This window comes from Rhizobium indigoferae, assembly GCF_034554815.1.
In the GTDB taxonomy this organism is placed as follows: domain Bacteria; phylum Pseudomonadota; class Alphaproteobacteria; order Rhizobiales; family Rhizobiaceae; genus Rhizobium; species Rhizobium leguminosarum.
Genome location: NZ_CP140637.1, coordinates 102,270 through 115,012 on the forward strand (window position 1 = coordinate 102,270; position 12,743 = coordinate 115,012).

General features: G+C 61.1%; 9 protein-coding genes. 7 read left to right on the forward strand and 2 right to left on the reverse strand.

The genetic code is table 11. The features are described from left to right. The first annotated feature begins 11 nt into the window (after positions 1-11). The 5 genes from U5G49_RS27060 to U5G49_RS27080 all read left to right on the forward strand — a co-directional run bounded on the left by U5G49_RS27060 (position 12) and on the right by U5G49_RS27080 (position 5,854). Entirely contained in the window at positions 12-1,532 is a 1,521-nt protein-coding gene (locus tag U5G49_RS27060; RefSeq protein ID WP_193445267.1) for a DUF5060 domain-containing protein, read from the forward strand. A gap of 20 nt (positions 1,533-1,552) precedes the next feature. Then, on the forward strand, positions 1,553-2,623 hold the full coding sequence (locus U5G49_RS27065) for an ABC transporter ATP-binding protein (RefSeq protein ID WP_193445268.1): 1,071 nt from the start codon (positions 1,553-1,555) through the stop codon (positions 2,621-2,623). Between the two features lie 121 nt (positions 2,624-2,744). Next, the gene (locus U5G49_RS27070) at positions 2,745-3,254 is read left to right on the forward strand and encodes a GNAT family N-acetyltransferase (protein WP_193445269.1); all 510 of its coding nucleotides are present in this window, start codon (positions 2,745-2,747) and stop codon (positions 3,252-3,254) included. Positions 3,255-3,587: 333 nt separating this feature from the next. Continuing rightward, the gene (locus U5G49_RS27075; protein ID WP_193445270.1) at positions 3,588-4,499 is read left to right on the forward strand and encodes a protein-L-isoaspartate O-methyltransferase family protein; all 912 of its coding nucleotides are present in this window, start codon (positions 3,588-3,590) and stop codon (positions 4,497-4,499) included. 1,220 nt (positions 4,500-5,719) lie between these two features. Continuing rightward, positions 5,720-5,854, forward strand: a complete 135-nt coding sequence (locus U5G49_RS27080) for a hypothetical protein (protein WP_281365577.1) — start codon at positions 5,720-5,722, stop codon at positions 5,852-5,854. A 2,002-nt stretch (positions 5,855-7,856) separates the two neighbouring features. Here the strand turns inward: U5G49_RS27080 and U5G49_RS27085 are convergent. Further along, positions 7,857-9,557, reverse strand: a complete 1,701-nt coding sequence (locus U5G49_RS27085; RefSeq protein WP_322790953.1) for an IS66 family transposase — start codon at positions 9,555-9,557, stop codon at positions 7,857-7,859. Between the two features lie 274 nt (positions 9,558-9,831). On the opposite strand from U5G49_RS27085, the gene U5G49_RS27090 reads away from it, so the two are divergent. Further along, a complete protein-coding gene (locus tag U5G49_RS27090; RefSeq protein WP_193444948.1) occupies positions 9,832-10,911 on the forward strand; it encodes a YihY/virulence factor BrkB family protein in 1,080 nt (359 codons plus the stop codon). Between the two features lie 73 nt (positions 10,912-10,984). After that, on the forward strand, positions 10,985-12,268 hold the full coding sequence (locus U5G49_RS27095) for a cystathionine gamma-synthase family protein (protein ID WP_193444951.1): 1,284 nt from the start codon (positions 10,985-10,987) through the stop codon (positions 12,266-12,268). A gap of 51 nt (positions 12,269-12,319) precedes the next feature. Here the strand turns inward: U5G49_RS27095 and U5G49_RS27100 are convergent, their stop codons facing one another. After that, the gene (locus tag U5G49_RS27100; protein WP_018245469.1) at positions 12,320-12,733 is read right to left on the reverse strand and encodes a cupin domain-containing protein; all 414 of its coding nucleotides are present in this window, start codon (positions 12,731-12,733) and stop codon (positions 12,320-12,322) included. Positions 12,734-12,743 lie beyond the last annotated feature (10 nt).

Below are 12,743 nucleotides of genomic sequence, written 5' to 3' on the forward strand. Positions count from 1 at the left end.
GAGAATATTCTATGTCTGATGCAGCAGTCGAAAAATGGGGTGTGTTCGAGGCCTCCTTTGATGGACCCTCCGGCGGCAATCCCTATCTCGACGTGGCATTCGATGCCGTGTTCACCCATAAGAGCCGCGAAGTCCGCGTGCCGGGCTTCTATGACGGCAACGGCACCTACCGTATCCGCTTCATGCCGGACATCGAAGGCGAGTGGTCGTTTCTGACCCGTTCCAAGACTGCTGCACTCGACGGCAAGACCGGCGCATTGACCGCGACCGAGCCTTCGGCCGGCAATCACGGCCCGGTGCGCGTGCGCAACAAATTCCACTTCGCCTATGCGGACGGCACCCCGTTCCTGTCCTTCGGAACGACCTGCTACGCCTGGACGCACCAGCCGCTCGACATGCAGAAGCAGACCCTCGAAACCCTCAAGAAGGCCCGCTTCAACAAGATGCGGATGGGCGTGTTTCCGAAGGATTATCCCTATAACGTCAACGAGCCGCTGCACGCCTGCTTCGAACGCGGAGCGGACGGGAAGGAAGACTTCGACCGCCCGAACCCCGCCTCGTTCCAGCACTTCGAGAAGCAGGTCGCAGGACTCTGCCAGCTGGGGATCGAAGCCGATATCATCATCTTCCACCCCTATGACCGATGGGGCTATGCCGACATGTCGGCCGAACAGGATTTTCGCTATGTCGAATATCTGGCCGCTCGTCTCGCCGCCTACCGGAACGTCTGGTGGTCACTTGCCAATGAATATGATTTCCTCATCGATACGAAGCCGATGGAGCAGTGGGATCGCTACTTCCACATCCTGGAAGAGAACGACCCTTACCAGCACCTGCGCTCCATCCATAATGGCGACGTGACGGCGAATTTCGACCATCGCAAGCCATGGGTGACGCACACCTGCATTCAGAACCCTGACGTCAAGCGGACGCAGGAATGGCGCGATGCCTACGGCAAGCCTGTCGTCAACGACGAGCCGGAATATGAGGGCGACATCCTGCAGTCATGGGGCAATCTCAACGCGCAGGAGCTCGTGCATCGCTTCTGGATCACCATGGCGCGTGGCGGCTATGCCGGTCATGGCGAAACCTATTCCCATCCGGAGGATCTGATCTGGTGGGCCAAGGGCGGGGAATTGCGCGGCGAAGCGTGGAAGCGCATCGCCTTCCTCCGAGACATCCTGGAAGCCGATGTCAGGCACGGCCTCGAGCCGCTCGGCATCATCGGCGAATGGCCCTGGTCCCGCGTGTCGGGCGCCCGCGACGGCGACGGCGATTTTCGCCTGATCTATTTCGGCGAGCATCAGCCGGTGATCTGGTCCACGGGCCTGCCCGTCGACGGCGACGATTATGATGTCGATCTCATCGACACGTGGGAGATGACGATCACGCCGGTCGAGAAGGTGGAGGCGCCCGTTCCGCATCCGACGCGCCATGGCTCGGTCGTGCGCGGCGGCAAGCCGGACGCTGCCTTCGGCGTCAAGATCCCGCGCAAGCCATACCAGGCTCTGCGCGTGCGCAGGAAGCGCTAGAAGATGGCAAGGGGTACGAAATGTCTGGCTTGAGCATCAGAAACGTCAAGAAATCCTTCGGCACGGTCGACATCATTCATGGTGTCGACGTCGAGATCGCCGATGGTGAATTTACCATTCTCGTCGGCCCCTCCGGCTGCGGCAAGTCGACATTGCTGCGCATGATTGCGGGGCTCGAGGATATCACCGCCGGCCAGATCAGCATCGACGGCCGGGTCGTAAACAATCTGCAGCCGAAGGATCGCGATATCGCGATGGTCTTCCAGAACTATGCGTTGTACCCGCAGATGACGGTCTCCCAGAACATGGGATTTGCGCTCGAGCTCGCCGGAGTCAAGCGACCGGAAATCGAACAGAAGGTCGGTGAGGCGGCCGCAATTCTCGGATTGCAGCCGCTTCTCGATCGAAAGCCGGCTCAGCTGTCGGGCGGACAGCGACAGCGCGTCGCGATGGGCCGCGCCATCGTGCGAGATCCGAAAGTCTTTCTCTTCGACGAGCCACTCTCCAATCTGGATGCGAAACTGCGCGTGAAGATGAGGGCGGAGATCAAGGCTCTGCACCAGCGCCTGAAGACCACGATCGTTTATGTCACCCATGACCAGATCGAAGCCATGACCATGGCTGACAAGATCGTCGTGCTCCACGGCGGTCGCGTCGAACAGATCGGCAGTCCGCTCGAACTCTACGATCGACCACGCAACATCTTTGTCGCAGGTTTCCTCGGTTCCCCCGCGATGAACTTTCTCGAGGGGACCATTGACGGTACCGGGACGCCTCTAATGTCGCTGCCGGGCGGTTCCCGCGTGCCCCTCTCGCGGGCTCCGGCCAATTCCGCCAACAGACCGCTGACGCTGGGTATTCGTCCCGAAGACATCAGCTTCGGCGGTGAGAACGGCGTGGATGCGGTCGTCAAGGTAGTCGAACCGACAGGATCGGAAACCCATGTCGCCGTGGAGCTCGAAGGCAGGGAACTGACATGGGTCGTTCGCGAACGTGTCGACCTGGTTCCGGAGCAGCGGGTGAAGCTCTCTTTCGAAACCGCCAAGGTTCATTTCTTCGACCGAGAGACACAGCAGCGTTTGAGCGCCTGAATAAGGCGCGTCAGCAGGTTCGTCGAACGCGGAGCCGGAATTTGCCCTTGCAGACCAAATAGTGCCTTGTACTCTCTAATCTCGCCAATAGGCTGTTGGTCGAAGACGAGGTAGCCAGGACATGCGCATTCGAAGGGCAGTCTCTGCTGACGCGGAGGAGCTGAGCTGTCTCCTGAACGAAATCATCCGGGCCGGCGGAACAACCGCACTCGAGACGCCGCTTTCGGCTGCCGAGTTCGCGGACTGGTTCATCGATGGCGAGTTTCCTCTTACCTGCCATGTTGCAGAGCACGAGCAGTCGCTCGTCGGTTTTCAGTCGCTGAGCTTATACGGCGATCCGCCGAAAGGCTTCGCCGACATCGCGACCTTTGCTCGCATGAACCCAAGAACCCCAGGCGTCGGCAGCGCTCTCTTCCCCGCAACCCGAGCGGCAGCGGAAGAGCTCGGGCTCGAATTCATCAATGCCAACATTCGCGCCGACAACGTCAGCGGTCTTGGCTATTACGCGAAGATGGGATTCGAGACCTATGATCGGCTCGTCCAGGTTCCGCTTCAGGACGGAACACCCGTCGACAGGATCAAGAAGCGTTTCAGAGTGGACGCCAGGCACCACACGATACCCGACGCCTGAAACATGTCGATGGCGCTGTGGGAGTGCCTGGCATCCAAGGGCCGGACCGGTTCAGCCTTGCTCAGCGTCACCCGCTGTCGGGGACCGACAGGCCGGTGCTGCCTCTTTGCAGGCCACACTTTGATGTGCGGCGACGAAGTTAAATTTTGCAGCCTGGGGAATATTAACCTCATGAAGAAACAACATACTTTCCTGTAATGGAAGCAAATCAGCAATTAGCTTCCGTCATGAGTTCCCTCTTCGAGAAGACTATCCACTATCCATAGGGGTCAAGCATCGGGATAGAGATGGATTTGGAGCCACAAAGACGTAAAAAAGGAACAGGTCAAAGCCATGCCCGGAGATTTGCCCATGCCGACTGCGATGTTCACGGCCGACGAACTGGCGGTGATCCGCCGCGCTTACGCCCATCAGGTGGTGGCAACCGCCGCAACGACGAACCCACGGATCGAAGCTGCCTTTGCCACCGTCCCGCGTGAAAAATTCCTCGGTGCGCCGCCATGGCAGATCGCCAACCTGGGCGGCGGGTATCGCCCCCTCCCCTCCTCCGACTTGGTTCTGGCCTATCAGGACGTGCTATTCGCCTTGCAGTCCGACAAGGGCGTCAACAATGGCAGTCCCTCCCTGCATGCCCGACTCCTGGCAGAGCTGGACATACAGATCGGCGACCGCATCGCGCATATCGGCGCCGGCACCGGTTATTACAGCGCCGTTCTCGCAGAGTTAGTCGGCACTTCCGGTCATGTCTACGCCGTCGAGATGGATCCCGATCTGGCTGCCCACGCTCAAGCAGCGCTTGCTGATCGGGCCAATGTCAGCGTCGTTAACGCCGACGGCAGTCAATGGCCGCAGCAAGAGGTGGATGGGATCTATGTGAATTTCGCCGTCGCGCGGCCGGCGGCACCTTGGATCGAAGGGCTGCGACCTGGAGGGCGTCTGGTGCTACCACTCGGCGTACCACGCCAAGACCGACCGCCGAAAGGCGGCCGTCATGCGTCCCATGGTGCTGCACTTCGTATCGAGCGCGGCGAGGGTGGATTTGCGGCGCGCTGGATCAGCACAGCCTATTTCGTCTGCGCCAACGGCGGATTGACAATCGACGATAACGAGATCGAGGCGCTGACCGCCGCCTTCAAGCGCGGCGGCATCGAGTTCGTCAAAAGCCTGCTCTGGAAGACAGAGCCGCGGATAGGGCGCTGCTGGTATATCGGCGACCAATGGGCGCTCTGCTATGACGACGTCTGAGCCATCCGCGCCGGCTCGGCAACACCGATCGCCCATCTCTGCGGGGAACGGGAGTGACGTAGCACGCCGCGGCACCGAAGAGCTTGACGTTCTCGACACCATCCCTCCTTCGACCGGCGCGATCAGCTAGCCGCACTTCTGACCGACGATGACGTCGCAACCCTCAGACATCCGGCGCAAGGCGTGGACGACAACACACTGAGCGCCGACCTCGGATCTGGCTATCTCGAAGCTTAGCCCAGGCTCGTCACCGGCACCCTTCCCTGCCCGGTGCGGAGAGCCTGCCGTGTTAATCGACATCCATCATCTCTCGGATTCAGCGCGCGCCAAGGATCGGAGCCACGGCATACCGACTGAGATCAAGATGAGATTGGCCGCAGACGGCGCGTTGAAATGCAGCGGCCGGCGCAGGTCAGATATGGCGCAGCAACAGCTGAGTTGATCGGCTCTGATAGGCCGGCGCGACTGACTAGGGCATTCGGCACCTCCTCCTGGAAGGCGCCGACAGACCGGCGGCTGAGATCAGCAAGCGGCGGCGGCCGCGCCATCGTCTGTCAGTGGCGCTCTCGGCGCATGGCTTGCTCGCCAGCGATCTCACGAGACAAGTATGCGCGGCTCTCCTGCTGGAGGCGATGCGGCGGTCGCGGCACAAATCGACGGCGCAGACAACCAATCGCCGGCTCAAGCCTCCCTGATCTCGACACGTCTCGCGAGGTCGGATCGAGACGAGTGAATGAGGTGCGTAGCCTGTTCGGCCGCGGGTTGCCACAATGACAAAAGCCCGGCGCGGGAGAGATGCGCCGGGCTTCGATAGTGACCGACAGCCTGGGAGGAGAAGCGCTGCCCGTCGGACCGGAGCGGCTAGGAGGGGAAGTGCTTCGGTCCATCACGAGGTAATGCCGCAATGCGGCAAATTCAAGCCTGGCGGTTGCAGGATGTCGCAGACGACGGGCCTTCACCCGCACGCGATCAGGGCTAGGCGAGGGGTTGTCCGCGGACAACTTGCCGGGCGGCAATCATGGTGAAGGAAGTTCAACAGCTTTCAGCGGGCCGATCTACCCCACCAGGAGATGATTGGTGAGGGCATAGGGCAGCAAGAACCGCGCGCACGAATGGAGATTGCTTCAATGATCGACGACGATCCGCCCTGGAGCTGCCTTGCCCAATCCCTCCCCGCCTAAGGGCGTGGCCTCGCTTGCCTCCACCTGACTGAGGCCGAATTGGCCCAGATACCGAACAAGGCAATCGCCACTCTGGCCGATCTGGCGCCGATGACCAATGGCGGCGAAAACATCCAACCATCCGCCACAGCACATGCGGATGCTGCCGTCGGCTTTCAGCCATCCGCTGCATGATCACAGGCATCGGCCTCTAGCCTACAGACCCCGGGAAGAAGGACCAATCGGCATAACTGGACGGACGAGCCGATCGATGCACCGCAAACTGACAGGCGGTTGGGTTCGCCGCCATCACGCGCCGCCTCTCCCCAGCCTCATCCAGAGCCCCCCAGAGACCTCGAAGGACGGGGCCGTCCGGCGCCGCGCTTGCCAGATCTGCCCGGGGTTAAGACTGAAGCGTAGCCGCCAGCCAAGCAATCTCAGCCGGGCGGCGGGCGGCCTCGATTGCCTCATCAAGGAGGCGCAAGAATAGGAGGGATGACGCCGCCTCGGCGCCATGCCATCCTTGCCGCGGATCCCTTTCGGTGAGCGACGCCGCAGCGCCGTCAGCCCGCAGTCCCTCCTCGAATGGACGGCGCTCCGCTCCCCCTAAACGGGGAGCAGGTTCTTGGCATCGCGGATCTGTCGGCAGACCCGACGGAGCCCTTCGGAACCCTTGGAGCCGAATACGCCCAAGCCTATTCGGCAACGCGCATGAACCCGCTGTTCTACAACACCAGGCAGAGCCATCGGGGCCGCCGTAATGCCGCAAGTCCATGGCAGGCATCGGCGGGGCGATATCAGCGTTATTTTCCCGGCCGCGGTAGCCAATTGCTGCGGAGGTCGGCTTGGGTGAAAACAACCTGGCGGCTATCACGTTGATCATCCGGTTGTCCGCGGACAACGGCACGGTGAGACGACATTCGGCCTGCAATTGGGGTTTACGGATTCGCCTGAAATAGCGCACGAAGTCGGCTGCCCAAACGCCATGGAGCCGGCTTCTGTGCTGCAGTCAGATGGCAACGCGGCTGCCTTGCCGTCATCCGCATTCGGTTCTTCATGCGACCGAGCCGAAGGATCTTGCGGAAGGGGAGGGGCCGTCCTTCGATCCTGCAGGATCGGCGGTTCACGACCGAATCCTTCGGGTGCATCAGCCCATTGCGAACGGGGTGCCCACAGATATAGATCGGCCGTCCGTAAGCGCACCTGACCCAGCGGCGGCTATCGCCGATCTGATTGCGGCAGCGAGCCGAGCATATGTGGAAACGGTAGCCTCCGGTCAGTTCTGTTCTGGGATATGCACCCATGGCGCCACGGCCTCGCCGCCATGTCAGATGGGGCGGCGCCCGTCATTGATGCACGTTATTTGATGACGCGCAGCCCCTCGCTCTCAGGCAAGGTGGACGACCTGCGTTAGTTAGTCCCGGCCGATATTCCGGGAGATGATCCTGCGCCTTCGAAAGGGGTGCTGGAGATGCCCAGCAATGAACTGCTGAAGCAGCGGCTCCAGTGACGGCCGGGGGAGGGGCCGCCGATGGCACATAACGCCAAGCTGCGAGCTTGCCGACGTCCGGAGCAGCGCGCATCATGTCACCACCGCCTTGCCGCGCAGTTGCTTTCGCGTTGCGACTTGGTCGATCGTGATGCTCGTACTGTCGATTGCCGAGACGCTATCAAGCGACCACCATGGCCATCGAGATCGCGTCCGGGGGCAGGGCAGTGTCTCGGTCTCAACGACGCTTGGCCATGGCGCCGAGCAAAAGCTCGCAGGGCGAACCCGGCATTTGCCGTTGATAACGCAAACGGCTATTGCAGGCCGTTGCCACCGACGCTATTGTTTTGTTGGCTTGCTGCACAGCGCATCGACTGCAGGTGCCGGTCTCCGGCATCGGACGGCAGCAGGCGGAATTCAGGTCCAAGTCGCGCTCCCGATGCGAGCTGCGCGCCAATATGCCGCCTCGCGGCCGCCAAGCCGCTCTATCGGTAGACCTGCGAAAAAGACACCCAGCAACGCAGTAACGAAACTAAAGTCCAGATTCGCTTCCGTAGCAGGAGGCGATCTCAGTAATATCAATGGTTTGTGATTTTTTAAACCACTTAGTATTCCTTGCTTTAGCGGTAAGCGGGGCTGATTTGGTGGCCATGCCGACACAATCAGCATGTCTGACGCCGAGCAGGGTGCTCGAAGGGCCGAGAGCGTTCAGGCGCGAGCTGCAACCAGGGAGGCGAGGGGTGCAACAGCATGATCTTCGTCACTGATCCCCAGCCGATCGCCGAGATAGTGCCAGAACGACAGGCCGAGCTTTTGGCAGGTCTTCATCAGGCCGAGCATGCTGTCACGCGCTTGGCGACCGTTGCGACTGACCGTGCCGCCGGAAATCTTTCGCTTGATGACAAATCCGCGCAGATCTCTTTCCGACGCATTGGTATGGAGCGGGGTTTCAGGCCGCTCGAGAACCCGCAGCAGTTCTGCCTTGCGGCGTCTCAGTCGAAACAGCAGTTTGTCGAGGTCGCCATAACCGGTGCGCAGCGAGAAAATCCGATCGAACCGGGCCTGAAGGCTCCGGGCTGCACGCGGATCAGGTCTTCGCTGATAGGCTTTCAGGGCCTTGTAAAAGCGCCAGATGAGATCCCGCAGGGTTTCGACATGCCGTACTTGGCCGGGTGTCGCCGGCATCAGTTTGTGCAGCAACCGTTCGGCGTGGACCCAGCACAGCGCATGGGTGCCGACGCGGAACTGTCCGGCATCGTCGGAGACAATCACCGCATTGCCGACCAGACCATGATGGCGGATGGCGCCCCAGATGCCGGCCTCGGCAAACGGGCGGATTATTTCTTTGTCGAAGATGTCGATACCATTGGCGGCCAGATACTCGAGAAACGGAACCTGATTGGCAAACCGCCGCGGTTGGCGTGTCTTCAACCGCGCCAGAAGGGCGGGGTCGACCTGACGGTCTTCCAGAAAGGTGAAGGCGGCATCGTTGAGAACATAGTCCTGATAGTTGCCGCGCAGCAGGGCCAGAAAGTTCAGCCGCGACTTCGACGGCGCCGTGCGGAAGGCAGTGAAATGTTCGCCGCCGATTTGTGTCGTGTGGAAATTGCGGTTGGCATGACGGGCGCCAGTGTCGTCAACCGTGACAAAGGGAGCCGAGATCAGGCCCGCATGCAGCACGGCAGCATCCTCGGCATGAAAGCCATCCAGCCGCTCTGTCAAAAACCGGATGACCTGGCGTTTGGTCGCGATCATCGCTAGCGATGACGCTGTAATTTCGATACCGACATCGTTCAGCAAGGTCGTCAATCGCTGCGTCGTCACCTGCCCATGGCTATGAAGCATCAGGCAGAAGCGACGCAGACTGGCGCCGTAGCCGCCCTTTATCCCCGCAGGCAGCGGCGCGACGATCGTGCGTCCATCCGGAGCCACCCAGCATTCGCGGCGATAGCGCACCACTTCGGCCCGCACAACCAGATCCCGCACCACGCAATCCTTGTAGCCCTTGAAGCGCGATCCGGGTGGTGCGTTGGCAGGCAGCACCTCTTCGCGCGTGACGCTGCTCTTGTCGCCTTTCGGCCCGCGACGCCGCGCAGGCTTTCGGCTGCCGGCAACCGTTTTGTCACTCGTTGCCTGGTCCATACCCGACGGCCTGAAGGGTGGGCGTGGCGGCAGGTTTTTGAGCCGCGCAATCTCGTCGCGCAGAAGCTGGTTGTCGACCTTCAGCCGCGTGTTCTCTACCCTGAGCAGGTCGTTGTCTTCACGAAGCTTTCGGTTGTCAGCCTCAAGCTTCTCGATCCGGATTTCTGCCCGATCAGCCCGCTCCACCAGACCAGTCACCAACTCCCGCAGCGCCTTCAGCGACAGCGTGTCGGCATGCTCGGCCATGGGGAGGCGGCGCTTCGTCATAAAGGAAGTGAATCATGATTCACAAAAAACAGGAATCCCTTCTGCCACCAGATCTGCTCCAGTTACCTTTAGCGCTTTAGCGGCTTTAGCGATACTGAGCGCGCAGTGGCGGCGCGGCTTGACGAGGCCTCAATCGTTCCCAATCGCTACTGCCTGACCCGACCGGGGGAACCGGATTGACCTCGGCTCACCTTTAATGTCCGCAGGAAAGCAACGGCTTGCATCCTTTAGCGGCACCCTGCGTTATCTCCGCACCAGATCGGAGAACATCCTCATGCCAGATGTGCTTCACTTCAGGAGATTCCCCATTGCGGCGACAGTGATGGCCGCAGCGATTGGCGCATTTGTCTTGATGCAGGCAACTGAGCGGAGGTCGGTCGCCCCGTCTGCGGATACCCGCCGCGCAGCTGACGATCATGGCCGCAGCGCCAGCACGCCCGAGGCTATCCCGTTCAGCGGCCTTCGCGACGTGTTCTGGCGCGTCTTCCACGAGGTCCTCGCCGACCGGGTCACGCTGATTGCCGCGGGCGTGACCTTCTATCTGCTGCTGGCGCTGTTTCCAGCCATGGCGGCTTTGGTCTCTCTCTACGGGCTGGTTGCAGATCCGACCACCATATCCGAACATCTTCGCGAATTGGCTGGCCTCATGCCATCAGGAGCGTTCGATCTTCTTGCCAATCAGATCAAGGAACTCGTCGATCGGCGCGACGCTACGCTCGGCATCACCTTCTTCGTCGGCCTCGGCATTGCCCTCTGGAGCACGCATAGCGGTACGCTGGCGATCTTCGACGCGATGAACGTCGCCTATGAGGAGGAAGAGAAGCGGGGGCTTGTCCGATTGAACCTGATCGGCCTCTGCTTCACCTTGTGCGCGATGCTTTTGACAGTTGTCATGGTGGCGCTCGTCGGGATCATGCCTATTGTCCTCTCCTATCTCTGGCTCGATCAATTCAAGGAGCACATGGCCCTTCTCATGCGATGGCCGCTGCTCCTGCTGGTCGTCGCGGCGGCCGTTACATCAGTCTATCGCTTCGGCCCCAGCAGGGAGCCTGCCAAGCTCCGGTGGATGACGTGGGGCGCGGCTCTGACCACGGTCGCCTGGACCGCCATGTCCCTCGGCTTCTCCTACTATCTGGATCATTTCGCCAATTACAACGCGACATACGGAACGCTCGGCGCACTGATCGGCTTCCTCATCTGGATCTGGCTTTCCGTCGTCATTCTCATCGTCGGAGGGGAGCTGAACGCCGAACTGGAGCATCAGACCGCGAAGGACACGACGACGGGAGCGCCGCTGCCGATGGGATCGCGCGGGGCCTATGTCGCGGACACTCTGGGCAAGACTGTGAGCTGACCGCGATGATTGCTCCTCTCATATGGTTTTGATGTATTCTGCCGTTTCTGCAGTCCCGACACAGGAGACGATGATGACCGCCCCGCATCCTTCCAAAACTCATATCGGCAATCATGCGCTGCATCCCGAGACGCAGATGCTGAATTACGGCTACGATCCCGAACTTTCGGAAGGGGCGGTCAAGCCACCGGTGTTTCTCACCTCCACCTTCGTTTTCAATACCGCCGAGGATGGCCGGGACTTCTTCGATTATGTGTCGGGCCGCCGCGAGCCGCCTGAGGGGAAGGGGGCCGGCCTCGTCTACTCACGCTTCAACCATCCCAACAGCGAGATCGTCGAGGACAGGCTTGCCGTCTTCGAACGGACGGAAAGCGGCGTGCTGTTTTCATCCGGCATGGCGGCGATCGCCACTACTCTGCTCGCCTTCGTCCGGCCGGGGGATGCGATCCTGCATTCGCAGCCGCTCTACGGGGGAACCGAAACATTGCTGGCCAAGACTTTTCTGAACTTCAGCGTCGCCGCCATTGGATTTGCCGACGGCGTCAGCGAAGGATCGGTGCAAAAGGCGGCGGAAGAGGCGATGGCCAAGGGCCGCGTCTCCGTCATCCTGATCGAGACGCCTGCCAATCCGACCAACAGTCTGGTCGATGTCGCGATGATCCGACGCGTGGCCGACATGATTGGTGCAAGACAGGGCCATATGCCGATCATTGTCTGCGACAACACCCTACTCGGACCGGTCTTCCAGCGGCCGATCGAGCACGGCGCCGATATCTCGCTCTATTCGCTGACCAAATATGTCGGTGGACATTCGGATCTGATCGCCGGCGCCGTTCTTGGTCGCAAGGCGGTGATCAAGCAGATCAAGGCCCTGCGCGGCGCGATCGGCACGCAGCTCGATCCACATTCCTGCTGGATGCTCGGCCGTTCGCTGGAAACGCTGCAGCTTCGCATGGAGCGGGCCAACAGCAATGCGCGGGCCGTTGCCGACTTTCTGCGTGATCACCCGAAGGTCGAGAAGGTTCACTACCTGCCCTACCACGATCCGGAATCGCCGGCCGGCCGGACCTTCATCGCGCAATGCACCGGCGCGGGCTCCACCTTCTCTTTCGACATCCGCGGCGGTCAGCCCGCCTCGTTTAAATTCCTGAACGCGCTGCAGATATTCAAGCTCGCGGTCAGCCTCGGGGGCACGGAATCGCTCGCAAGCCACCCGGCAACGATGACGCATTCCGGCGTGCCCGCCGATATCCGGGAGCGGATCGGCGTTCTGGAATCGACGATCCGGCTGTCGATCGGCATCGAACATCCGGATGATCTGGTGGCGGATCTGGAACTGGCGCTGCAGGGCGCCTGATGGGGCGGGAGAAATCGATGCCCGGCGGGGCGCCGGGCATCGTGGGTCACGTCACTTGTCGTCGGTCGTCAGTTCCGTCTCGTCGGTGTTCAGCACGAAGACCGCAAGCAGTCGCGCCGGCTTTGTCTTGCTGGCGTTCTTGCTGACGGCGTGATGATCGCCCGGAAATTCGGGAAAGCTTTCGCCTGCTTTATAGACCTTCTCCGGCCCGTCATTGACCTTGCTGGTGATCGCCCCTTCGAGAACGGTGGCGTAGATGAAGGCCGAGGCCGGGTGCGTATGGCCGGGCGACGAGCCGCCCGGTGCATATTCGACGAGCACGGCCCGCATGCTCTTGCCGGGAACATTGGGAAGCTTCTGGTCGAAAACGACGCGAACCTTCGCGTCGCCGCCTGCGGCATAAGCCTGAGTGCCGGCGGCAAGGACAATCGCAAGCGCTGCTGCCGAGATCATTTTTTTGAGCATGTCTGGTCTC

Bases quoted from the DNA above. Each gene is read 5' to 3' on its own strand.
- U5G49_RS27060 (WP_193445267.1), top strand. From the start codon at position 12: ATGTCTGATGCAGCAGTCGAAAAATGGGGTGTGTTCGAGGCCTCCTTT.
- U5G49_RS27065 (WP_193445268.1), top strand. From the start codon at position 1,553: ATGTCTGGCTTGAGCATCAGAAACGTCAAGAAATCCTTCGGCACGGTC.
- U5G49_RS27070 (WP_193445269.1), top strand. From the start codon at position 2,745: ATGCGCATTCGAAGGGCAGTCTCTGCTGACGCGGAGGAGCTGAGCTGT.
- U5G49_RS27075 (WP_193445270.1), top strand. From the start codon at position 3,588: ATGCCCGGAGATTTGCCCATGCCGACTGCGATGTTCACGGCCGACGAA.
- U5G49_RS27085 (WP_322790953.1), bottom strand. From the start codon at position 9,557: ATGACGAAGCGCCGCCTCCCCATGGCCGAGCATGCCGACACGCTGTCG.
- U5G49_RS27090 (WP_193444948.1), top strand. From the start codon at position 9,832: ATGCCAGATGTGCTTCACTTCAGGAGATTCCCCATTGCGGCGACAGTG.
- U5G49_RS27095 (WP_193444951.1), top strand. From the start codon at position 10,985: ATGACCGCCCCGCATCCTTCCAAAACTCATATCGGCAATCATGCGCTG.
- U5G49_RS27100 (WP_018245469.1), bottom strand. From the start codon at position 12,733: ATGCTCAAAAAAATGATCTCGGCAGCAGCGCTTGCGATTGTCCTTGCC.